Below are 21,091 nucleotides of genomic sequence, written 5' to 3' on the forward strand. Positions count from 1 at the left end.
GGCACCGGCGTGTCCGAACGAGGGCCTTCGCGTTCGGATCAGATGCCGACGACGTCGGCGAGCTGTCCGATGCCATAGGTGACGGCCATGGCCAGCGCGCCGCCGAGCACCACCCGAATCACCGCCCGGCGACGTGAGCTTCCGCCCAGCCGGGCGCTGACCGACCCGGTGAGCGCGAGCGCGGCGAGCACGGCCCCGAAGGTCACCGGAATGCGCGCGGTGACCGGTGGCAGCAGGATCGCCAGCAACGGCAGCAGCGCGCCGAGCGTGAAGGCCACCGCCGAGGAGAACGCCGCCTGCCACGGGTTGGTCAGCTCGGCGGGATTCAGGCCCAGTTCGGCCTCCGCGTGCGCGGTGAACGCGTCGTGCGCGGTGAGTTCTTCGGCGACTTTGCGCGCCGTTTCGGGCGTCAGGCCCTTGGCTCGGTAGATCCCGGTCAGTTCGGCCAGCTCGTAGTCCGGCTCGTCGCGCAACTCTCTGCGTTCTTTCGCCAGCAGGGCCCGCTCCGAATCGCGCTGGGTGCTGACCGAGACGTACTCGCCCACCGCCATCGAGATCGCTCCGGCCGAGAGGCCCGCGATGCCCGCGGTGAACAACGCCTGCGTGTCGGTCGTCGCCGCCGCGACGCCGACGACCAACCCCGCCGTGGACACGATGCCGTCGTTCGCGCCGAGGACCCCCGCGCGCAGCCAGTTGAGCTTGGCTGCGAAGCCGTCACCGTGCGGTTCGTGCGGGTGTGCGCCGGAGGCGCCGGTCGTGCGGTCCATGAAGACGCACCCTAATCACCACGCGACGCGCGGGCGGGAACCACGACCCGGGCGCGGCTAAGCGCGCGGCGGACGGGGAAGCGCGAGCGGGTGCGGGAGCATCGTGCGGTGGATGATTTGCAGGATCAGCAGGAACAGCACCGAAAGCCCGGCGGTGGTGAAATCCCCCACCAGCACGGCGAGTACGGCGAACGCGCCGAACACGGGAAGCTCCAGCGCCGCGCACCAGCGCAGGATCCGCAGCCGCCTGGCGTTGGCGCTCAGCCGCTGCACCCCGTCGTCGATGATGGTCAGCGCCGTCTCGTAGCGCACCATGCCATCGCCGACCTGGACGAACATGTGCACCGCCTGGTCGCGGCTGAGTTCGCCGAGCCAGGCCCGGTCGATCAGCCGCTTGCCCTCCTCGGCGACCTCCTTGATAACCGCGTCCATGCGGCCCCCTTCCCAGTCGATCGGAAAGTCTAGCGGCCGAATCGCGCCTTCCCAGTGACGATTCAGGCGGGCGGGAAGAGGTAGACGTGCTCCGGCGTGATCCGCACGATCAGCCGCTGTGCCTCGGGTTCCGGTGGGGGAGTCGCGCCGCCCATGTACTTGGACAGCACGCCGGACGCGTCGTCGAAATCGCCGAACTCGTTCGAGGTGTTGTACGGCTATGTCCTTCCCGCGCCGGTTCGGCGCAGGGCGCTGGGCGTCGTGCCCCACCATCTTCGGGCGCATCGGGTGAACGTCGCCTGCTCGGACAGCCCGATCAGCGAGGCCACCTGACTCATCGGCATGTCCGTCGTGGTCAGATACCGCCGCGCGGCGTCCCGGCGGACCTCGTCCAGGATCGCGGCGAACGAGGTCTGCTCGGCGGCGAGACGTCGTTGCAGGGTGCGCGGGTGCACCGTGAGAAGCCTTGCCACCGCGCCGATCTCGGGTGCGGCCGTGCCGAGCAACTGCCGCACGGCGGCGCGCACCTGCGGCGCGACCGCCGCCGCCGCGTCGCCGGACTGTTCGGCGAGGAACGCCATGGCCAGCCGGTGCAGGTTCTCGTCACCGCCGGTGAGTGGCAGGCTCGCCAGGCTGCTCGGCACCCGCAGCGCCGCGAACGGCCGCTCGACCCGCACCGGCGCGCCGAAGAACTTCTCGTAACCGGCGACCGCCGCCTCCGGCCGATAGGGCAGCTCGACCGAGCGCAACCCGTAGCGGTCGTCCACCAAGCGCTGAATGGTGCGATGCACGAATGCCAGCCCGAGGTCGGTGCCTTGTACGGGTGTCGGGAGCCCCGGCCGCACGCCGTAGCGCAGCGCGATCACGCCGCGATCGCCGTAGGGGTCCGGCTCCAGTGTCAAGCTGAGCGACCGCGCGTGCAGGAACAAATACCGCGCCGAGCACTCGAGCACGTCGGCCAGCGACGGCGAATTCCGGATGGCCAGCGCCAGCGGGCCGAGCATGTCCAGGTCCTGCCGCTGGGAGATCCGCAAACCCAGGTCGGGGCAGCGCAGCCGATGCGCGGCCAATTCCAGCACCGCCGCGACGCGCTCGTCGGGGACGAGCAGGTCATCGGTGTCCAGGGCGGCCACGGGCAGGCCGCATGCCGTGGCCAGCGCCTCGGCATCCCCGCCCAGTTCGGCGACGGTCGCGCGGAAACCGCGCAGCCCCGCCGAGCGAATCACCGACATGTCGTCGAGAATCAAATAGTTGTCGCGCAAAGTCAAGTAAGCGGCCCGGCTCGACTCGCACACTGGAGACATGACCGAGACCGCCGCCGCAGCACCGGAACACCTCGATGTCGTGATCGTCGGCGCCGGACTATCCGGTATCGGCGCGGCCTACCGGCTACAGACCGAGTGCCGGGGCAAGACCTACGCCATCCTGGAAGCCCGCGACACGCTGGGCGGCACTTGGGACCTGTTCAAATACCCAGGGATCCGATCCGACTCGGACATGTTCACGCTCGGCTACCCGTTCAAGCCGTGGCGGGACGCCAAGTCGATCGCCGACGGTCCGTCGATCCTGCGCTACATCACCGAGACCGCGAGCGAGCACGGCATCGACCGGCACATCCGCTATCGCACCAAGGTGATCGCCGCCGACTGGGACAGCGGCACCGCGCGCTGGACGCTGACGCTCGAGCAGCGCGCCGAGTCGGGCGCCACCGAGACGCGCACACTCACTTGTGGCTTCCTCTACGCCTGCGCCGGGTACTACGACTACGACCGGCCGTACGCGCCGGAATTCCCCGGCAGCTCGTCGTTCGCGGGGGAAATGGTGCACCCGCAGTTCTGGCCCGAACACTTCGACTATCGCGGCAAGCGCGTCGTGGTGATCGGCAGCGGCGCCACCGCGGTCACCCTGGTGCCTGCCATGGCGGAGCAAGCGCAGCTGGTGACGATGCTGCAACGGTCGCCGACGTGGATCAGTGCCGTTCCAGGCCGGGACAAAGTGGCCGACAAGATTCGCGAGCTGCTGCCCCCGCGGCCGGCGCATCGCCTGATCCGTACCAAGAACATCCTGTTCGGCATCGGCTTCTACCAGTACTGCCGGCGCCGTCCGGAAGCCGCTCGCAAGCTGCTCACCGGTCTCACCGCGCGCATCCTCCAGGACGATCAGGCCGTCGCCGAGCACTTCACGCCCAGTTACAACCCCTGGGACCAGCGTTTGTGCGCGGTCCCCGACGCGGACTTCTTCAAGGCGATGAGGAAGGGCAAGGCCGAGGTCGTCACCGACCACATCGACACGTTCGTGCCGGAGGGCATCCGGCTGAAGTCCGGCCGGGTGCTCGAGGCGGACGTCGTGATCACCGCTACCGGGCTGCAACTGCTCGCCTTCGGCGGTATCGCGCCCAGCGTCGACGGCGCGCGGGTCGAGTTGTCCGACCAGTTCGTCTGGCAGGGGACCATGCTCACCGGCGTCCCCAACTTCGCCGTCTGCATCGGGTACACCAACGCGTCGTGGACGCTGCGCGCCGATCTCACCTCGCGGTTGATCTGCAAGGTGCTCAATCACATGGATCGCAAGGGCTACGCCGCCGTGGTGCCCGAGCCGCAGGGCGAGCTCGGGGAGCACCCGCTGCTCGATCTGGCCTCCGGCTACATCCAGCGCTCCATCGGAGACTTCCCCCGTCAAGGCGACCGTCATCCGTGGAAGGTGCGCCAGAACTACCTGCTCGACTCGGCCACCACCCTGCGCACGGACTTGGACAAGACGCTCACCGGCACGCCGAGATCGGCGGTCCGGTCGCCGGTGCCCGTTTCCTAGCTCGGCGGAGGCGACCTACCGCGCGCGGAGGACCACGATGCCCGGGGTGGACCGGACGTACTCGGTGAAGGGCGAGTCCACCACCTTGTCGTTGCCCGCGAGCGAGGACGCGTTGCGGAAGACCGGGCCCGCGTCGGTCATGACGAAGATGCCGACGTGGGTGACGTCCAGGCCGGGTTGGTCGGCGTAGGCGCCGATGTAGTCGCCGGTGCGCAGCCCGCCGACGACGTCCTGGTCGACGGCGGCGCTGGGAATGTAGGTGATGGCGCGATCGACCACGGGCAGCCCGGGAAGGTAGTTGTCGCCGTCGGCTTTCGCGTTCAGGTGCTTGGTGACGGTCACCGCCGCGGTGCTGACCGTCGCCGTGACGTCGGTGGCCGCGCCCGCGGTGGTGTGCGACCAGTCGGTGAAGAAGTGTTTGCGCTGCCGGAAATCGACCCGGCCGTCGGTGTAACGCGTCTCGATCAGGTTCCTGGTGAACTGATCACGGTCGGCGGACCGGCTGAGCGCCTCGACGTAGTCGAGATAGGTGAAGCAGTCCACCCGGCGGAAGTCGATGACCAGCTGTTCGGGCTGGGTCGCCGACCCGACCAGCATGTTCGCGCCGTAGGGCGTGCCGAGGAACGGCCGTGACAGCAGCTCGATCAGTTGCGCCTTGCTCGCCGAAGCGGGCGCCTGGGCACGCAACGACAGCAGTTCGTCGAGCCTGCGCGCGGTGAAATCGTCGAGGTGCACGCCTTCCGGCGTGCCGAGCGCGGGCGGCGTCGACACCACGGCACAGACGAGGGCCGCGAGGACGAGCAGTACACGAGCGATGGTGCGCAAGACGCCTCCAGCAGCGGTGATCATCCGGTCGGAACAAAACAGCGCCACCCACGGTAACCCGGCGGTGGGCGCGCAGGGGCGGCATCGCCTGGCACCGTCCGAACACCCTCCCCGGCGGATTGAACGCCGGGTCGCGTCGTGGCGACCCGAATGTCCAACCGAAAGGGCTATCCGACATGACGAGGATCGTTCGAGTCACCCTCGCTCTCGGCGGTCTGCTCGCCGCGAGCGCACCGCTGGTTCCGGTGACCGCCTCCGGCTTCCGCCGCACCTTCATGATCGTGTACCGCACGACGCCGGTACGCTCCAGCGCCGTCTACACCACGTCGACCGCCATGGCATGTCGGCGCAGCCCGTGGGCGATCGCGTCGGCCGGCAATGGCTCGTCCCCGCCAACAAGCACCCGCACCCCGCCGTCGTGCCTACTGCCGCTGTTGGGCGGACGTTGGTTCGGTCCCGGCCCGCGAATCTGGGTAGGCTCGCGCACGACCCGGCGCACCCGACTCCGCAGGAGAGACAAGTCATGGCAGGCGACTGGAACACCCAGATCATCGAAGAATTCCGCGCCAACCAGGGCAAGGTCGGCGGACCCTTCGAAGGCCGCGAGCTGCTGCTGCTCACCAGCATCGGCGCCAAATCCGGTCTTCCGCGCACCAATCCGCTCGCGTTCGTCCGCGACGGCGACGACATCGTGGTCATCGCCTCCAAAGCGGGCGCTCCGACCAATCCCGACTGGTTTCACAACGTACGCGCCAATCCGACGGTCACCCTCGAGATCGGCACCGAAACCCTCGAGGCGACGGCGACTCCGGTCACCGAAGGGCCGGAGCGCGATCGCCTCTACGCCGCGATGGTCGAGGTGATGCCCGGCTTCGCCGAGTACCAGGAGAAGACCGACCGGGTGATTCCGGTCGTCAAGCTGACGCCACGCTGAGCCGACCCGGGCCGCGCGCCGCGCCGGGGTGCGCGGCCGAGTGCCGTCACCTCGGCTCTTCGCGCGGTTCCGTCCGCACCGGCTCGCATCCCAGTTGTGGCCTTGGGCGGGGACGCAGCGTTCGTCCACCTGCGCCCCGAGTTGTCGCAGGCGATCCACGAAGCGGTAGTTCTGTTCGTACGCGGCGGATTCCACTGCATCCCGCGTCAGCGGTGCGCTGCGGCGCGCGAATTCAGGTCGCGCGGAGAGGTCAGCCTGCCGTGATCCCGGTGATCAGCGTTTGATCGGTACCGGTACGGGTGGTGATGAACTGGGTGAAGGTGTTCGGATCTTCGTCGGGGAACTGCTGCGTCAACCGGACTTGCCACCGCGCTTGACCGTCCGGGCCGTCTCCGGCACGGGAGATCTCCACGCAGTAGCGGGTGCCTGCGGGCACTTGGTTGATGCCGCGCTGGATCTGATCGGCGGGCGAGACCGCCGCGTCCGGGGCGACCACCGCGCGGGCCCGGTACCCGGACCGTTCGGCGTAATACGCGTACTCGAAGGCGAAGATCGCGTCCGGACCGTTGCCGGTGCCGCCCGGATCGGTGCCGGATACGACGTCGGCGGTGCGCTTCTGCTCGCATCCCGGTGTCGCGATGGCCCATGGGGGCTTGACGCGTGAGGTGGATATCGAGGTGGTCGGTGCGGGACCGGCCGCACGCGGTGGCGTCGTCGCCGCCGTTTTGCGCGAGTTCGCCTCGGAACCGTAGATCATGGCCAAACCGATGGAGACGGTGGCGACCACGATGCCGAGCACGATCAAGACGGTCAGTGAGCGGTTGCCGCGCCGTTGATCGGTGCGCCGCGGATGGCGCACCGGGGTGCCGGGATGGCGACCGGAGCGATTGACGATGGCGGGAGCCGTGACGGGACTGTCCTCGGACTCGACCGGCTCCGGCTCGGCGGGCGCGGGGCGCTGCTGCGCGGCCATCGGTTGCGGCACGCGCGCAGCCGGTGACGCGGGTTCGAGCCATTGCTCCCACTCGCCGAGGCGCGGCCGGGCACTCGGCTGTACCGGCGGGCGCGGCGGCTCCGCGGTCTCGTGCACCGGCTCGCGACGACGAATCTGCTTGCGACGACCGGGTGAACGCCGTCGCTTCGACGGCTTGCCGGCGGGAATGCGCAGCATCGGCAGACCCGTATCGAACGGATTGCTCTGAGCCGCGTCCTGACTGGGATGTTCCCGGTCAGGGGGTGTCATCGTCGAATTCGCCCAGCACCGGTACGACCGCTGTCACAGCGGATGGGATGGTCACGCCGAGCTGTCCGTCGCGCGGCTTGTGCTCGTGGTCCTCGCCGCCCGGCGGCGGAGCGGGCGGCAGCATCATGCCGCCGGTCGGGCCGGGATGTACAGGGCGGTCCGGGCTGCCCGCAGGCGTCGGCGGCGCGGAGTCGACGGCGGGCGGTGCTACCGCGGGCGCCGGCTTGCTCTCCGGCCTCGGTACGTCCGCCCGCGCGGCGGGCGCGGAGTTGCCGGGCGGGATCACCGAACCTGGGCCGGTGGACGACGGCTTGTTGTCCGGCGATCCGCCGAAGTCGAACAGCTTCGAGGAATTCTTCGAATCGTCGCCGCTCGTGCCGGAGTTGGTGGTGGAGCCCGGGTTGATCAGTTCCGGGATCGCTTTGTCCGCGGCCGCCGCGACGGTGTCGATGGTGTGGATGCCGACCTCGGCGATCTTGTCGATGATGTGCGTGCCGATGTCGACGCCCGCGTTGATGGCCGTGGTGCCCAGATCCACACCCGCGGAGATCAGTTGCTGCTGCAACTGGAGTTGTGCGGCCATGGCCGGGTCCATGGGCTGCGTGGTGGCGGGCGTCGTGGTGCCGGGCGTCGTGGTGCCGGGTACGACCTGCCCCGAGTTCCCGGGGTGGACGGCCTGCCCTTGGGAGACGCCGGACGGTGTGGTGACCGTGAGCGGTCCCATATCGTCGAGTTTCCTGGTGTGGTCGTCCATTTCGGTGCGCGCGGCCGTCACGGTGGTGAGTGCGTCGCGCAGCGCCAGGGTGGCGCGTGCGATGACCGCGTCGGTCTCCGGCGCCGAGGTCGCGTTGTCCAGGATCTCCCGTGCGTCACGCCGGAAGTCGGCGATGATCTGGTCGACCTGCCGCGCCGCCCGCCCCGAGGTGGCGTGCGCGTCGGCGAGGACGGACAGGTAGGCGGGCCCCCGATCGGAGATATCACCGATCTGGGTCTGCGTCGTGCGCATCGCGGGCACCGCGCTGTCGGCGGCGCGGGAGGCCCAGGTGGACTCCAGTGCGTGCAGGCCTTCGCGGTGCGGGCCCTCGGTGTCCGCCACCTGCGTGGAGGCGGCCGAGAGTGCTCCGGTGGCGGCCGCGCTCGGTACGCCGACGCCGGTGCCGAGCGAGGAGCGCAACGTCAGCAGCGGGCGGACCAGCGCGGCGATGATCGGCGGATCGGCTCCCGGTGCGGTGCTCGGCGGCCGGGTGTGCTCGGCGGCGGGCTGGGTCTGATGCGCCCGTTTCCGCAGTCCCATCAGACTTCTCATGCCAGTGCCTCCCCCGATCGCGTGATCGCGCCCGCCGTTTCGGCGTCGACATTCTGCGCGTCGTCGCTATAACCGCGCAGGACCTGGCCGTAGGCGCCGACCAGCTGGCCGGCGGTCGACAGCGCTTCCGCGTGTTCGGCGACGGCCGCCGAGAAGCGCGCCGCGAATTCCGCGCCCACGAGGCCGAGATCGGCCGCCAGCCGGTCGGGATCCACCGCGCCGGAGGCGACCGTGGCCGCCGACGCCAATTGTTTCGACACCGCGTCCGCAATCGCGGTGTAGGCGGCCATCGCCGCCGGGTCGAGCTTGAGCGTGTCCACTGTTCCCCTCCCGGATCCCAGTCTGTCGCTACCGCGCCATGATTCACCGCCAAGGGTACTGTGCCGGAGGGCTGTCATGCGCCCGATCCTCGGTGGTCTGTTCCGCGTTCCTGCCACCCTTCCGCGTGTTCGATGCGCGGCGCGGCCCGAGCGCGATCCCGCCGCGTCCACGGGACTGGTCCCGGGCGCCGGCCGACGTCCCTGTTCACGACCCCTCGTCAGTTCATCGCCCGGCCGGCCGCACCGGCGTCCACCTGAGCGAACATGCGCGTGTCGAGATTGTTATTCGGAACAACAAATTACCTGTTGTGCGCTCGGTCACAGTCCAATATGTTGCACTGAACAACATTCGTTCCACTCCGACCGGCCGGGCATCGTCCCGGTCCGGTGATGAAAGGCCCACTCATGCGAAAGGGCATGTTCAGCGCTGCCGCGTTGTCGTTCGCGCTCTTGACCGGCACGCTCACCGCGTGCGGCGACGATTCCGCGGACTCCGGCGGCAGAACGCAGATCGGCGTGATCCTCCCGGACAGCAAAACCTCCGCCCGTTGGGAGACAGCGGACCGCAAGTACTTACAGCAGGCATTCGACGCCGCAGGCGTCGAGGCCGATATCCAGAACGCCCAGGGCGACAAGAACGCCTTCCAGACCATCGCCGACCAGATGATCACCAACGGCGCCACGGTCCTGGTGATGACCAACCTGGACAGTGGCACCGGCAAAGCGGTGATCCAGAAGGCGAAATCGCAGGGCGTCACCGTGATCGACTACGACCGGCTCACCCTGGGCGGCGGCGCCCAGTACTACGTCTCCTTCGACAATGTGAAGGTCGGCAGCTTGCTCGGCGAGGGCATCGCGCAATGCCTGACCGATCGCGACGCGGTGCGCCCGGTGGTCGCGTACCTCAACGGCGGACCGACCGACAACAACGCCACGCTGCTGAAGACCGGCTACGACGGGGTGCTGAAGCCCCGGTTCGACACGGGCCAGTACGTCAAGGGGCCCGATCAGGCCGTCCCGGAGTGGGACAACACGAAGGCGGGCACCATCTTCGAGCAGATGCTCACCGGCCGGCCGGACCTCGGGGGCGTCGTCGCGGCCAACGACGGATTGGCCAATGCCGCGATCGCGGTGCTGAAGAAGCAGAAGCTCAACGGGCAGGTGCCGGTCAGCGGGCAGGACGCCACGGTGCAGGGCCTGCAGAACGTTCTGGTGGGCGACCAGTGCATGACCGTCTACAAGGCGATCCAGAAGGAGGCCGAGGCGACCGCGAAACTCGCGGTAGCGCTGGTCAAGGGGGAGCCGGGCACGACCAACGGCGCGGTGCGCGACCCGGAGTCGAACGTCGACGTGCCGTCGGTGCTGCTGGAGCCCAAGCCGATCTACCCGCGCAACGTCAAGGACGTGGTGGCCGACGGTTATGTCACCAAGGCCGAGTTGTGCACCGGTGAGTTCGCGAAACTCTGCGCGGACAACGGGATCTGATATCGCACGCCCCTTCCGCGGTTCGATGAGGGGATTGCGGAAGGGGCTCCATCCTTCGGAGGAGCTACCCCATGTCCGAACTGCCGGTAATCGAATTACGCGGAGTAGAAAAAAGTTTCGGCCCCGTCCATGTTCTGCACGAGGTCGCCTTCAGCGCCTATCCCGGCGAGGTGACCGCCCTCGTCGGCGACAACGGCGCGGGTAAGTCCACGCTGGTCAAATGCATCGGAGGCACCCATCCGATCGACGCGGGCGAATTCCTCTTCGAGGGCGCGCCGGTGCAGGTGCACAGCCCGCGCGACGCGGCGGCGCTCGGCATCGAGATCGTCTACCAGGATCTCGCGCTCTGCGACAACCTGGACATCGTCCAGAACATGTTCCTCGGCCGCGAACGCAGGCGGGGCCTCGTGCTCGACGAATACGAGATGGAGGAACTCGCCGGAAAGACGCTGGCGAGCCTGTCGGTGCGCACCGTCAAGTCGGTCCGGCAGCAGGTATCCAGCCTGTCCGGCGGACAGCGCCAGACGGTGGCCATCGCGAAAGCCGTGCTGTGGAACAGCAAGGTGGTGATCCTCGACGAGCCGACGGCCGCGCTGGGCGTCGCGCAGACCCAGCAGGTGCTGGAGCTGGTGCGCAGGCTCGCCGACCAAGGCCTGGCGGTGGTGCTGATCTCACACAACATGAACGACGTCTTCGCGGTGTCCGACCGGATCGCCGCGCTCTACCTCGGCCGGATGGCCGCCCAGGTACGGACCTCCGACGTGACGCACGCGCAGGTCGTCGAATTGATCACGGCGGGCCGCAGCGGTGCGCTCGGCCTCGAGGCGAGCGGAGCGACCCGATGACCGCGGTGACCACCGAGCGGCGACCGGCGGCGCCGGTGACCGACCTGATGAGCGGCTATGTCGGCCGGGTACGCGGCGGCGACATGGGGGCGATGCCCTCGGTGATCGCGCTCGTCGTCCTCTCGGCCGTCTTCTGGGCGGCGCGCCCGGTCTTCATGTCCGAGGCCAATTTCGCCAATCTGTTCACGCAGGGCGCGGCCATCGCGGTGATCGCGATGGGGCTGATCTTCGTGTTGCTGCTCGGCGAGATCGACCTGTCGGCCGGGTTCACCAGCGGCGTCTGCGCCGCCGTGCTCGCCGTGCTACTCACCGACAAAGGGTGGCCGTGGTATTCGGCGGTGCTGGTCTCGCTGCTCACCGGCGTGGTGATCGGGCTCGTGATCGGCACGGTGGTGGTGAAGATCGGGATCCCGTCGTTCGTGGTGACGCTGGCGGCGTTCCTCGCGCTGCAGGGCGTGGCGCTGAAGATCATGGACAACGGCCGCAACATCTCCATCCGTGACGAGACGATCGTCGCGATCGCGAACAAGAACGTGCCGCCGGCGATCGGCTGGGCGTTGTACGTGGTGCTGGTCGCCGGATTCGCGCTCGTGCAGTACCGGAAACTGCGGGCCCGCACGAAACTCGGGCTCACCGGCACGACGGCGCGGGTGGTCGTGGTGCGCGTCGTGTTGCTGGCGATCGTGGCGGGCGCGGCGGTGCTGGTGCTCAACGGGGAGCGCAGCCGCAATCCCGCGTTGCACTCGCTGGCGGGGATGCCCATCGTCGTGCCGCTGATCGTGGCGCTGTTGCTGCTGTGGACATTCGTGCTGGACCGCACCGCGTTCGGCAGGCACATCTACGCCGTCGGCGGCAATGCCGAGGCCGCCCGGCGCGCGGGCATCGCGGTGGATCGGGTGAAGATCACCGCGTTCGTGCTGTGTTCGACCATGGCGGCGGTCGGCGGACTCATCGCGGCGTCGCGCGCGAACTCCGTCGATCCGAATACCGGCGGCAGCGATGTGCTGCTCACGGCGGTCGGCGCGGCGGTGATCGGCGGCACCAGCCTGTTCGGCGGCCGCGGGCGGATGCTGGACGCGGTGCTCGGCGCGGCGGTGGTCGCGGTGATCAACAACGGGATGGGGCTGATGGGCTACAGCGCGGGCACGAAATTCGTTGTGACAGGATTTGTGCTGCTCTTGGCGGCCGGAGTGGACGCGCTGTCCCGTAAGCGTGCGCTCCTGCATCGATGAGACCCAGCCCCGTGACGAAAGCCCGGTGAATGCGAGCAGCACCTTCGCCCGAGGAGATCCGCACGCGCAATCTCGCCGCGTTGCTGCGGCACGTCCACCGTGACGGCGCGGTGTCGCGCGCCACGCTCGCCGAGCGAATGGGGCTGAATCGCAGCACGATTCTCGCGCTCACCACCGACCTGGCGGCGGCGGGCCTGGTGAGCGAGGAATTGCCGGGCCAGACCGGACGGGCGGGCAGACCGTCGCTGGTGGTGCGACCGCAGGCCGACCGGGTCTACGTCGTCGCGCTGGACGTCGGCGCCGACCGCCTCGCCGCCGCGCGGGTCGGGCTGGGCGGGTCGGTGCTCGATCGCACCGAGACCGCCCGTCCCGGCGGCGCGTTCGATCCGGACGACGTGATCGCCGCGCTGGCGGCGATGGCGCGGGCGATGATCGCCGCGGCCGCGCCGGACGCTCGGTGCGTGGGCGTCGGGGTCGCGTTCTGCGGCATGGTCCGCGAGGAGGACGGGGTGGTTCGGTACGGGCCGAACCTCGGTTGGGTGGACGTCGCGTTGGGCGCCGAGCTGACCCGGGAACTCGATCTCGGCCTGCGTGTCGCGGTCGGCAACAACGCCAACCTCGGCGCGCTGGCCGAACGCGAACGCGGTGTCGGCGTCGGCTTGGCGAACTCGATCTATCTGCACGGCGATGTCGGCATCGGTGGCGGCATCATCGTCAACGGCGAATTGCTCGGTGGGGAAGGCGGGTACGGCGGGGAAGTCGGGCACATGATCGTGAATCCGGGTGGGCGGGCCTGTGCCTGCGGATCGCGCGGCTGTCTGGAGGCCGAAGCGGGCGAACTCGGGTTGATCGCGGCGGCGGGACGGAGCGATCCCCCCGGGCAGGCGGCGGTCGACGCGATCGTCGAGGCAGCCGCCCGCGGCGATACGACGGCACGGGACGCGCTTCGCCAGGTCGGCGACTGGCTCGGCTACGGCGTCGCCAATCTGGTGAACGTCTTCAATCCGTCGGTGGTGGTGTTCGGCGGCGTGCTGCGGGAGATCTATCTGGCCTCGGCGGCGCAGGTGCGCAGCCGGGTGGCGGTGAACGGCCTGCAGGCCCTCCGCGAGCGGGTTCGGTTGCGCACCAGCGCGCTCGGCGGCGACGCGACCCTGATCGGAGCCGCGGAACTGGCCTTCACCGACGTGCTCACCGATCCGTTGCAGACGCTGACGCGCATGTCCACCGCTCGCGCTTGACGATCCCGTCGGCGAGTGCTGCGCGTCACGGTCTACGCGCGGCGGCGCGGTTCGACCGTTGAAGTTCCGTCTCGCCGTTCTACCTCGACGGCATCGTCACTCCGCTGCGCCTCGGCAAGGTTCGGTCTCGCTTCGAATCGCCGCGTGCTGTCGCCGGACTTTCAACGATGGCGATCCGGCACCGGATCTACGCGGCGCGCCTGCCGCGCTGAACTCCGACAGGTGGCGGGCGAGCAGTCGTACACGCACCCGCTGTTCCTCGGTGGTTTCCTCGGGGTGGTGGATCTCGATGCTCAGCCGGTCGTCGAAGGTGCTGATGATGATGGTGCCGCTCGGCTGCTGGAGCCGGTGCCCGGTCTTGTCCGGCTTGCCCAGCATGATCGAGCGGAAGTCGGTGATCCGTAGCTCCTCCGGCACCCGAGGTCTGCGCACGCGTCCCCAGTTGGTGGTCAGCACGATTCCCGGTGCGCGCGGCGGAGGGCCCGCGGTGATCTCGGGGATGTGCAGCGGGGTCTGCTGCACCATGCCCGTGCCGAGTCCGGCGCGCAGCGCGTCGCTGATACCACGGGCGAGCTCGACGAGCGTCGCGCCGTTGCGCCGGGTCGGGACGAAGTTCGCGAAGCCGAGCACGTTGGTGCCTTCGGTCATCCCGATCGGTGGTGTCACCCGGGTGCGCAGGTCGACCGAGTAGCTGTAGGCCAGGTCGGTCAGCGGCAGCCCGCGCAGTTCGGCCTCGGTGAGCAGGATCGCGGCGGAGGCGAGGCCGTTGATCGTGGTGTTCTCCCGGTGCCCGAGCTCGACCAATGCCGCGGTCTGCTTCCTGGTCAGCCTGCAGCGTGCGGTGCGCGGCAGGAGGTAGCCCGGATCCTCCGGGTCGGGGCAGCTCCGAGCGGCTCCCATGGGGCGGTGCGGCATGGCCGGGGCTCCGATCTTCCGCACGCCGCGCTCGTGCAGCAAATCTTCCACCGATCGCGGAAAGCCGTGTTGCGGCAGCTCGCCCGGCCTGCGCCGGACGAGGTCGGTGTAGCAGGACCACAGCTCGGCGAACACGGCCAGCGAATGACAGGCATCCGCGACGCTGTGATGGGTCACCAAGGTGACCCCCGCGGTGGCGCCGTCGCGGACGACGCCCAGCGAGGCGAGCGCTCTGCGCTGGTCGAGACGGGCACCGGTGAGCAACCGCTCGGGATCGCCCTCGGCGACCGTCAGCTCCGCGGCGGCTTCCGGTGATTCGAGCAGGAGATGTCCGCCGCGCCCGTCCGGTTCCAGGTGGGCGCCGAGGATCGGGCGGGAGCGAACCACGGCTTCGAACGCCGCCGCCAGGGCGGCGAGATCCAACCGCCCCGCGACCCGAAGCGAATAGCCGACGAGCACTTCGCTGTTGGCGAAGATCGCCTCGCTCGGCGCCAGCGGGCGGATGACGGTTGCTGCGGTCATGTCGCTTCCTTCACCTGAGCCTGTCCCGAGGCTAGTCCGAAGCCCGGACGCACCAGGCTTTTTCGGCAGCATCGTCTGTTTGCTGTATCGGGAGATCCGCGGCAGCTGTTTCGCCGTTGCCGCAACGACATCTGGCCCCGGACGCGGCCTCCGGCCCGAGCCCGGGGTTAGCTGTGCCAGCTCCTAGAGTGATACTCTAGAGCCCTACTCCAGAGAGGGTTGTCATGACCGAACTCGTCACCTACCGCCTCGTCGGCGGGGTCGCCACGATCACGCTGGACGACGGCAAAGCGAATGTCATGTCCGAGAACATGATCGGGGCCATCGCCGCTGCCCTCGACCGGGCCGAGACCGACCGGGCGGTCGTCCTGTTGACCGGGCGCCCCCGGATGTTCTCGGCCGGCTACGACCTGGCGACGTTCTCCCGTTCCGTCGACGACATCCGCCGCACCCTGCGGGCGGGTGGCAACCTGGTCCACCGGTTGCTCGGGTTCCCGTATCCCGTCGTGGCGGCCTGCCCGGGGCACGCGATCGCCCAAGGCGCGTTCACATTGCTGGCCACGGACGTGCGATTCGGCGTCACGGGGGATTTCAAGCTGGGCCTCAACGAGGTCGCCATCGGGCTGACCATTCCGCACTACGGCGTGGAGGCGGCGCGACACCGGCTCACCGCGCCCGGATTCGACCGGGCGGCGAACACCGGAATCCTGGTCGGGCCCGAAGAGGCCAGGCAAATGGGCTTTCTCGACGTCCTCACCGCCGACGCGGACGACCTTCGCACGCGCGCGACGGCCGAGGCACACCGATTGACCGGAATCGACTTCGCGGCGCACACCGGGACGAAACTGCGGGTGCGCGCGCAGGTGCTCGCCGCGGTTCGTTCCGGCATCGACGCCGAGTTCGGCGCGTAGCGGGCCGTGCGCACCCGCGAGCGGATCCTGGCCGAAGCGACGGAACAACTCCTGGCCAAGGGGTATCCGTCGTTCACGATGGCCGGTGTGCGCGATCGGCTCGGCTTGTCCAGTGGCAGCATGTTCCACGCGTTCGGGTCGAAAGCAGAATTGGCCGCCGCGGTCTACGTCTCCGGCATGCTCGACTATCAGCGGACGGTGCTGGACCATCTCGACGCGCCGGACAACGGCCCCGAGCAGGCGATCCGCGCGATGCTCGCGGCCCATCTCGGCTGGGTGCAGGATCATCGCGACCTCGCCCGCTTCCTGTTCGCCACCCTGCCGGACGAGGTGGCGCGCGCCGCGGAGCCCGAACTGGCACAGCGCAACCGGGCCTTCTTCGCGGCGCTGGAGCGTCGGTACCGGGAGCTGCTCGGCACCGCGGACGTGGGCGGTGACGGATATCCGGTGGCCCATGCGATCTGTGTCGGACCGGCGCAGGAGTATTGCAGGCAATGGGTGCGCGGACGCGTCTCGACGCCGCCGCGCTCGCTGACCGCGACCTTGCAGGAGGCGGCCGTCGCCGCCCTCGCCACGCTGGGGCGTTAGCCGCGGTCGGGTCCGCGTCTGCGTGTTGCGCGTGCCGGAAAGCCGGACCGTCGCGGTGTGCTGGCGTCGGTGCGAGGGATCTGCGCTTCCCCTGGTCATTTCGACAGCTGTGGTCCAGCGCCGATCACCACAAGCCCGAGACGTGAACGAACAGTCGACCGACGTGATCGCCGCCTGCGAGGTCGAAAGCGCGGCCGACCGGACGAGGGTCCACGCCGAGCGTGGCGCGCGGTGACTTCGCGCCGGTGCGCGAACGGGTCGGCACATCATGGACGGCTGTTCACCCCCGTGCGCGGCAGCGACGGTCGCCGTTCCTCGCGCGGATCTCCCCGCCGGTTGCGGATCGGCCACGGGTGATCGACAGTGGTTGTCGAGTTACGGTGCGGCGACGGGAGGCCACCATGGACCGTGCGGACGTGGTAGTCGTCGGGGCGGGATATGCCGGGCTGTGCGCGGCGCGGGCGTTGCGAGCGGCCGGCCGGGAGGTCGTCGTCCTGGAGGCTTGCGATCGGGTCGGCGGTCGCACCCTGACCGCGCGGGTCGGGGACGGATGGGCCGTCGATCTGGGCGGACAGTGGATTTCGGGCGCGCACACGCGATTCGCCGCGCTGGCCGAGGAGTACGGCGCCGCGACCTACGCGCCGCCCGAAGGGGTCGACCTGCTGGTCGAAGGAGTGGTCCGGCGGCCGTTCACCGGAGCCCGCCCGCCGCTTCCGACTTTCGTCCTGCTCGTGCTCGCCCAGGCCATGTGGCGGCTGGAACGGATGGCCGCCCGGATCGATCTCGCGCGCCCGTGGACTTCGCCGGGCGCGGACCGGCTGGACGCGATGACCGCGGCGACCTGGTTGCGCCGGAACGTGCCGGAGCGGCGCGCGCGGAACCTGGCCGAGGTGATGATCGGCGAGGAACTGTGCGTCGACGTCGGCAGCATCTCGATGCTCGGTTTGCTGACCACGATCCGTTCGGCGGGCGGCGTCGAGGCAGGCATCACCGCCGAGACGGTGACCCGCCTGTTCGTCGACGGCGCCGACGGGCCCGCGCTGGCCGTCGCCGCGGAACTGGGCGACGCGGTGCGGCTCGGCGCGCCGGTCACGAGTATCCGGCAGGGCGTGAACGGTGTGCGGGTGAGCGCGGATTCCGGTGACGTGGACGCCGAGCACGTGATCGTGGCGGTGCCGCCCACTTTGGCCGGACGCATCGCCTACGACCCACCGCTGCCTGCCGCGCGGGACCAACTGACCCAGCGCATGCCGATGGGCTCGGTCCTCAAATCGTTCGCGGTCTACCAGCGGCCGTTCTGGCGCGACGACTCTCTCACCGGGCAGTCGCTGAACCTGCACGATCCGGTGCCGGTCACCTTCGACGCCACCCGCCCCGGCGGTCCGGGTGTGCTCGGCGCGCTGGTGCCCGGCCGGGCCGCGCAACGGCTCGCGGCTCTTCCCGCGAGCGAGCGACGCGCCATGATCATCGGTTCGCTCGTCCGTGCCTTCGGGCACGTTGCCCGCGAGCCGATCGAGTGGCACGAAAAGGTCTGGGCCGACGATCCATACACCCGCGGCGGCTACAACTCCTTCTTCCCGCCGGGCGTCCTGACCACCCATGGCTCGGCGCTGCGCCACCCGGTCGGTGCGATCCACTGGGCCGGAAGCGAAACCGCCACGGAGTGGTCGGGCTACATCGAGGGTGCGATCCGCTCGGGCGAGCGCGCGGCCGCCGAAGTGCTCGCGGCCGATCGCGCCGCCACCATCGTGTGATTGCCGCGAGGTTGCCGGAAGGCTGGCTCCGGCTCGGGTGAGGGCTCACAATGGAGAGGTGTTCCAGCGGATCGTGGTGGGTTACGACGACTCGCCCGGCGCCAGGGCCGCCTTGACGATGGCGCTCGACCTGGCGACGGTGCACCACGCCGCGCTCACGGTCGTCGCGGTCGAAGAGTATCTGCCGCACTACGGCCCGGTGGTCGGCGAGATCGAGGACGAACGCTCGATCGGGGAGCAGACCTGCCGTCGATGGCTCGCCACCGCCGCCGAGACCGCCGAACAGCGCGGCATCGCGGTGCGGGCCGAACTCCGCGCGGGTCAGGCGGCGCGGGAACTGGCCACGGCTGCCGCCGATCACGATGCCGACCTGCTGGTAGTGGGACGCAGCGGGCACTCGGGCATCTGGGGGCGTTTCATGGGCAGCACCGCGGAGAAGGCCGCGCGGCACGTCGGCTGTTCGGTGCTCGTCGCGCACGACGGCGACGAGAAGGCCGGGCTCCGATGAGTGCGGCGTCGCTGCGGGTGCCGGCGCCGCCGCGGAGGATTCGGGTAAGAGTTCTGTGTGACCGATGAACTGACCGAGGAACCGGCAGACATCGCCGATCGCGCGCGGGGCCACGCCCGACGGCGGGATTTCTGGCGTACGCACGGTTCGGCCGCGGCGGTCGTCGCGCTCGGCGGGGCGCTCGGGGCGCTCGCGCGCTACGGTCTCGCCCAAGGGTTGCCAAGCCGCCCCGGACATTTCCCCCTTGCCACCTTCGTGACCAATGTCGCGGGCTGCTTCGCGATCGGCGTGCTCATGGTCGCGGTGACCGAAATCTGGTCTGCTCACCGGTTGCTGCGTCCCTTCCTCGGCGTGGGCGTCCTGGGCGGGTTCACAACCTTCTCGACGTACGCCAACGAGGTCCGCGGTCTGCTGCGGCCGGGCACGATCGTCGTCGCGGCCGGCTATCTCGCGGGCACCCTGATCTGCGCGCTCCTGGCCACCCTCACCGCCATGTGGCTTACCAGGGCCGGGTACGAGCGCCTGCGCCATGGATGGAGGAGAGCGCCATGACCGTGTTGCTGGTCCTCGTGGGGGGCGCGATCGGCGCGCCGTTGCGATATCTCATCGACCGTACGGTGCAGGATCGTCGCGACAGCCTGTTCCCCTGGGGCACCTTCCTGGTGAACCTGATGGGCTGCCTCGTGCTCGGCGCGCTCAGTGGAGCGGGGACGGCGCTGGCCTCGCCGCTGTTCGTTTTGCTCGGCACCGGCTTCTGCGGAGCGCTCACCACCTACAGCACCTTCGCTTACGAAACCGTGCGCCTGGCCGAGCGCGGCGCCTATTTCTTCGCGGCGATGAACGTGGTGGTCAGTGTCTGCGCAGGGCTGATCGCCACAGTGTCGACTTATGCGGCCGTGCACGCCCTGGTCGGCTGACGTGCTCCGCCGAGCACGTATGCGACGTGATCCAGCTCACTCCGCTGCGCTATCGCGCGCCGCACGAGGTCGGTTAAGCTCACATGACAGATGCAAACATGCGCATACATAAGTGCTGGAAGGGGTTGGGTCGATGGGACACGAACATGGTCACGCACACGCGCATGGGCACGGTCTGTCGGGTGCGGCCGATCGTAGGTGGCTGACCATCGCGTTGGCCCTCATCGTCGGCTTCATGTCGGTCGAGGTTGTGATCGGCGTGCTGGCCAACTCGCTGGCCCTGCTGTCGGACGCGGCGCACATGCTCACCGACGCCGCGTCCATCGTCCTCGCGCTCATCGCGATCCGGCTCGCGGCCCGGCCGGCGAACGGCAAGTACACCTACGGCTACAAGCGCGCCGAGATCCTCTCGGCGCAAGCCAACGGGGTCACGCTCCTCGTGCTGGCGGGCTGGCTCACCTACGAGGCCGTGCGCCGTCTGCTGGAGCCGCCCGAGGTGACCGGCGGCCTCGTGCTGGCGACCGCGCTGGCCGGTGTGGTCGTCAACATCGCGGCCACCTGGGCGATCAGCAAGGCCAATCGCTCCAGTCTCAACGTGGAGGGCGCCTTCCAGCATGTGCTCAACGACCTCTACGGATTCATCGCCACCGCCGTGGCCGGCTTGGTCGTGCTGACCACCGGCTTCGCCAGGGCGGACGCGATCGCCACGCTGATCGTCGTCGCGCTGATGATCAAGGCGGGTCTCGGGCTGGTGCGCGAATCCGGCCGGATCTTCTTGGAGGCGGCGCCCGCTGGTGTCGACCCGGACGCGCTCGGGCGCGGGCTGGTCGACATCGAGGGTGTCGACGAGGTCCACGACCTGCACGTCTGGCAGATCACCTCCGGTGACATCGCCCTGTCGGCGCATGTGCTGGTCCGCGCGGGTGCGGACTGTCACGGACTGCGTCAGCGGATCGAGCATCTGCTCGACCACGACTACGGCATCACCCACACCACGTTGCAGGTCGACCACACCCACGCCGTCGCCTCCTCCGCGGGGGCGCAGGCGCAGCGCCTGCTGCCGGTGCTGGAAGACCACTGCGACGACGCCCACGGCCCGGTGCACCGCGACCGCCCCCCGTCCGCCGCGAACGCCGCGCCCTGACCTATACGGCTCCACGCGCGTGGACGATCGCGGGCGGGGTGTCCCGCAGCACCGGAAGGCGCTCGAACAATGGGAGACTCACCGCGAGCGGACCGCGGGAAGGGCTGAACGACGACCTCGTCACCTCCGCCACCCGCGGGCTCCATTCGCGCAGCCGTCGCGCCGCGTCGCTACGTTTGACGCCCCACGGCATCGGCGGCGCGGTGTAGTGCGGTGTCTTGGGGAATCCCGTCATGGTCTTGCGCGAGAACCAGGGCGGGATGATGTCGAACATCAGCTCCACGCCGGGCAATCGGTCGAAGATCGTGGCGCACAGCCGGCGCACCTCGTCGGGTGCGAAGTACATGAAAAAACCTTGCGCCGTGACGAAGACACCGCGTTCGGCGTCGACCTC

The 21,091-nt window shown here is 69.5% G+C and carries 22 protein-coding genes; 13 read left to right on the forward strand and 9 right to left on the reverse strand.

Annotated features, from left to right (window positions below; translation table 11 throughout):
• Positions 1–38: 38 nt before the first annotated feature.
• The 3 genes from ACFU5M_RS17590 to ACFU5M_RS17600 form a co-directional block, all read right to left on the reverse strand.
• The gene (locus ACFU5M_RS17590; RefSeq protein ID WP_379050087.1) at positions 39–767 is read right to left on the reverse strand and encodes a VIT family protein; all 729 of its coding nucleotides are present in this window, start codon (positions 765–767) and stop codon (positions 39–41) included.
• Positions 768–824: 57 nt separating this feature from the next.
• Positions 825–1,199, reverse strand: coding sequence for a hypothetical protein (locus ACFU5M_RS17595; RefSeq protein WP_379050089.1), 375 nt, complete (start codon positions 1,197–1,199; stop codon positions 825–827).
• Between the two features lie 218 nt (positions 1,200–1,417).
• Positions 1,418–2,431 (reverse strand): AraC family transcriptional regulator, encoded by a 1,014-nt coding sequence (locus ACFU5M_RS17600; protein ID WP_379050090.1) that lies wholly within the window; start codon positions 2,429–2,431, stop codon positions 1,418–1,420.
• A 70-nt stretch (positions 2,432–2,501) separates the two neighbouring features.
• Between ACFU5M_RS17600 and ACFU5M_RS17605 the strand changes: the two genes are divergently transcribed.
• The gene (locus tag ACFU5M_RS17605) at positions 2,502–4,010 is read left to right on the forward strand and encodes a flavin-containing monooxygenase (RefSeq protein ID WP_379050093.1); all 1,509 of its coding nucleotides are present in this window, start codon (positions 2,502–2,504) and stop codon (positions 4,008–4,010) included.
• 15 nt (positions 4,011–4,025) lie between these two features.
• Here the strand turns inward: ACFU5M_RS17605 and ACFU5M_RS17610 are convergent, their stop codons facing one another.
• Positions 4,026–4,835: a DUF1460 domain-containing protein gene (locus ACFU5M_RS17610; RefSeq protein ID WP_379050095.1), complete on the reverse strand. Its 810-nt coding sequence runs from the start codon at positions 4,833–4,835 to the stop codon at positions 4,026–4,028.
• Positions 4,836–5,358: 523 nt separating this feature from the next.
• Between ACFU5M_RS17610 and ACFU5M_RS17615 the strand changes: the two genes are divergently transcribed.
• Entirely contained in the window at positions 5,359–5,769 is a 411-nt protein-coding gene (locus ACFU5M_RS17615) for a nitroreductase family deazaflavin-dependent oxidoreductase (RefSeq protein ID WP_379050098.1), read from the forward strand.
• Between the two features lie 250 nt (positions 5,770–6,019).
• Here the strand turns inward: ACFU5M_RS17615 and ACFU5M_RS17620 are convergent, their stop codons facing one another.
• From ACFU5M_RS17620 to ACFU5M_RS17630, 3 genes are read right to left on the reverse strand one after another with little or no spacing between them, the layout of a single operon-like run.
• Entirely contained in the window at positions 6,020–7,012 is a 993-nt protein-coding gene (locus ACFU5M_RS17620; protein ID WP_379050100.1) for a hypothetical protein, read from the reverse strand.
• Positions 6,999–8,318, reverse strand: coding sequence for a hypothetical protein (locus ACFU5M_RS17625; protein WP_379050103.1), 1,320 nt, complete (start codon positions 8,316–8,318; stop codon positions 6,999–7,001). Before ACFU5M_RS17625 ends, ACFU5M_RS17620 begins: the two co-directional genes overlap by 14 nt.
• Positions 8,315–8,638 carry a hypothetical protein gene (locus tag ACFU5M_RS17630; protein ID WP_379050106.1) on the reverse strand — a complete coding sequence of 108 codons (324 nt, stop codon included), beginning with the start codon at positions 8,636–8,638 and terminating at the stop codon, positions 8,315–8,317. The genes ACFU5M_RS17625 and ACFU5M_RS17630 overlap by 4 nt, the downstream gene beginning before the upstream one ends.
• Positions 8,639–9,043: 405 nt before the next feature.
• Between ACFU5M_RS17630 and ACFU5M_RS17635 the strand changes: the two genes are divergently transcribed.
• The 4 genes from ACFU5M_RS17635 to ACFU5M_RS17650 all read left to right on the forward strand — a co-directional run bounded on the left by ACFU5M_RS17635 (position 9,044) and on the right by ACFU5M_RS17650 (position 13,438).
• Complete coding sequence (locus tag ACFU5M_RS17635; RefSeq protein ID WP_379050108.1) at positions 9,044–10,123, forward strand: sugar ABC transporter substrate-binding protein; 1,080 nt, start codon at positions 9,044–9,046, stop codon at positions 10,121–10,123.
• Between the two features lie 71 nt (positions 10,124–10,194).
• Complete coding sequence (locus tag ACFU5M_RS17640; protein WP_379050111.1) at positions 10,195–10,968, forward strand: ATP-binding cassette domain-containing protein; 774 nt, start codon at positions 10,195–10,197, stop codon at positions 10,966–10,968.
• Positions 10,965–12,200, forward strand: a complete 1,236-nt coding sequence (locus ACFU5M_RS17645) for a sugar ABC transporter permease (RefSeq protein ID WP_379050114.1) — start codon at positions 10,965–10,967, stop codon at positions 12,198–12,200. Before ACFU5M_RS17640 ends, ACFU5M_RS17645 begins: the two co-directional genes overlap by 4 nt.
• Before the next feature lie 29 nt (positions 12,201–12,229).
• Positions 12,230–13,438 carry an ROK family protein gene (locus tag ACFU5M_RS17650; RefSeq protein ID WP_379050117.1) on the forward strand — a complete coding sequence of 403 codons (1,209 nt, stop codon included), beginning with the start codon at positions 12,230–12,232 and terminating at the stop codon, positions 13,436–13,438.
• A gap of 96 nt (positions 13,439–13,534) precedes the next feature.
• Here ACFU5M_RS17650 and ACFU5M_RS17655 read toward each other — a convergent pair whose 3' ends face one another.
• Complete coding sequence (locus ACFU5M_RS17655; protein ID WP_379050118.1) at positions 13,535–14,875, reverse strand: hypothetical protein; 1,341 nt, start codon at positions 14,873–14,875, stop codon at positions 13,535–13,537.
• A gap of 224 nt (positions 14,876–15,099) precedes the next feature.
• On the opposite strand from ACFU5M_RS17655, the gene ACFU5M_RS17660 reads away from it, so the two are divergent.
• From ACFU5M_RS17660 to ACFU5M_RS17690, 7 genes are all read left to right on the forward strand, one after another.
• A complete protein-coding gene (locus ACFU5M_RS17660; protein ID WP_379050120.1) occupies positions 15,100–15,786 on the forward strand; it encodes a crotonase/enoyl-CoA hydratase family protein in 687 nt (228 codons plus the stop codon).
• A 6-nt stretch (positions 15,787–15,792) separates the two neighbouring features.
• Positions 15,793–16,374, forward strand: coding sequence for a TetR/AcrR family transcriptional regulator (locus tag ACFU5M_RS17665; protein ID WP_379050121.1), 582 nt, complete (start codon positions 15,793–15,795; stop codon positions 16,372–16,374).
• Positions 16,375–16,775: 401 nt separating this feature from the next.
• Positions 16,776–18,128 (forward strand): flavin monoamine oxidase family protein, encoded by a 1,353-nt coding sequence (locus ACFU5M_RS17670; protein WP_379050122.1) that lies wholly within the window; start codon positions 16,776–16,778, stop codon positions 18,126–18,128.
• A 58-nt stretch (positions 18,129–18,186) separates the two neighbouring features.
• Positions 18,187–18,636, forward strand: a complete 450-nt coding sequence (locus ACFU5M_RS17675; RefSeq protein ID WP_379050125.1) for a universal stress protein — start codon at positions 18,187–18,189, stop codon at positions 18,634–18,636.
• A gap of 57 nt (positions 18,637–18,693) precedes the next feature.
• Complete coding sequence (locus ACFU5M_RS17680; protein ID WP_379050128.1) at positions 18,694–19,188, forward strand: fluoride efflux transporter FluC; 495 nt, start codon at positions 18,694–18,696, stop codon at positions 19,186–19,188.
• On the forward strand, positions 19,185–19,553 hold the full coding sequence (gene crcB, locus ACFU5M_RS17685; protein ID WP_379050131.1) for a fluoride efflux transporter CrcB: 369 nt from the start codon (positions 19,185–19,187) through the stop codon (positions 19,551–19,553). Before ACFU5M_RS17680 ends, crcB begins: the two co-directional genes overlap by 4 nt.
• A 133-nt stretch (positions 19,554–19,686) precedes the next feature.
• Positions 19,687–20,697, forward strand: coding sequence for a cation diffusion facilitator family transporter (locus ACFU5M_RS17690; RefSeq protein WP_379050134.1), 1,011 nt, complete (start codon positions 19,687–19,689; stop codon positions 20,695–20,697).
• A gap of 1 nt (position 20,698) precedes the next feature.
• Here the strand turns inward: ACFU5M_RS17690 and ACFU5M_RS17695 are convergent, their stop codons facing one another.
• Positions 20,699–21,043 (reverse strand): hypothetical protein, encoded by a 345-nt coding sequence (locus ACFU5M_RS17695; RefSeq protein WP_379050136.1) that lies wholly within the window; start codon positions 21,041–21,043, stop codon positions 20,699–20,701.
• Positions 21,044–21,091: the final 48 nt, after the last annotated feature.

Origin of the sequence: Nocardia sp. NPDC057455 (genome assembly GCF_042802775.1) — a bacterium.
Lineage (GTDB): Bacteria > Actinomycetota > Actinomycetes > Mycobacteriales > Mycobacteriaceae > Nocardia.

What these genes read in the sequence shown, in the direction of transcription:
- ACFU5M_RS17690 (WP_379050134.1), top strand. Translation starts at nt 19,687, where the DNA reads ATGGGACACGAACATGGTCACGCACACGCGCATGGGCACGGTCTGTCG.
- ACFU5M_RS17670 (WP_379050122.1), top strand. Translation starts at nt 16,776, where the DNA reads ATGGACCGTGCGGACGTGGTAGTCGTCGGGGCGGGATATGCCGGGCTG.
- ACFU5M_RS17625 (WP_379050103.1), bottom strand. Translation starts at nt 8,318, where the DNA reads ATGAGAAGTCTGATGGGACTGCGGAAACGGGCGCATCAGACCCAGCCC.
- crcB (WP_379050131.1), top strand. Translation starts at nt 19,185, where the DNA reads ATGACCGTGTTGCTGGTCCTCGTGGGGGGCGCGATCGGCGCGCCGTTG.
- ACFU5M_RS17600 (WP_379050090.1), bottom strand. Translation starts at nt 2,431, where the DNA reads ATGTCGGTGATTCGCTCGGCGGGGCTGCGCGGTTTCCGCGCGACCGTC.
- ACFU5M_RS17645 (WP_379050114.1), top strand. Translation starts at nt 10,965, where the DNA reads ATGACCGCGGTGACCACCGAGCGGCGACCGGCGGCGCCGGTGACCGAC.
- ACFU5M_RS17590 (WP_379050087.1), bottom strand. Translation starts at nt 767, where the DNA reads ATGGACCGCACGACCGGCGCCTCCGGCGCACACCCGCACGAACCGCAC.
- ACFU5M_RS17640 (WP_379050111.1), top strand. Translation starts at nt 10,195, where the DNA reads ATGTCCGAACTGCCGGTAATCGAATTACGCGGAGTAGAAAAAAGTTTC.
- ACFU5M_RS17615 (WP_379050098.1), top strand. Translation starts at nt 5,359, where the DNA reads ATGGCAGGCGACTGGAACACCCAGATCATCGAAGAATTCCGCGCCAAC.
- ACFU5M_RS17655 (WP_379050118.1), bottom strand. Translation starts at nt 14,875, where the DNA reads ATGACCGCAGCAACCGTCATCCGCCCGCTGGCGCCGAGCGAGGCGATC.
- ACFU5M_RS17605 (WP_379050093.1), top strand. Translation starts at nt 2,502, where the DNA reads ATGACCGAGACCGCCGCCGCAGCACCGGAACACCTCGATGTCGTGATC.
- ACFU5M_RS17660 (WP_379050120.1), top strand. Translation starts at nt 15,100, where the DNA reads ATGACCGAACTCGTCACCTACCGCCTCGTCGGCGGGGTCGCCACGATC.
- ACFU5M_RS17650 (WP_379050117.1), top strand. Translation starts at nt 12,230, where the DNA reads ATGCGAGCAGCACCTTCGCCCGAGGAGATCCGCACGCGCAATCTCGCC.
- ACFU5M_RS17620 (WP_379050100.1), bottom strand. Translation starts at nt 7,012, where the DNA reads ATGACACCCCCTGACCGGGAACATCCCAGTCAGGACGCGGCTCAGAGC.
- ACFU5M_RS17695 (WP_379050136.1), bottom strand. Translation starts at nt 21,043, where the DNA reads ATGTACTTCGCACCCGACGAGGTGCGCCGGCTGTGCGCCACGATCTTC.
- ACFU5M_RS17635 (WP_379050108.1), top strand. Translation starts at nt 9,044, where the DNA reads ATGCGAAAGGGCATGTTCAGCGCTGCCGCGTTGTCGTTCGCGCTCTTG.
- ACFU5M_RS17595 (WP_379050089.1), bottom strand. Translation starts at nt 1,199, where the DNA reads ATGGACGCGGTTATCAAGGAGGTCGCCGAGGAGGGCAAGCGGCTGATC.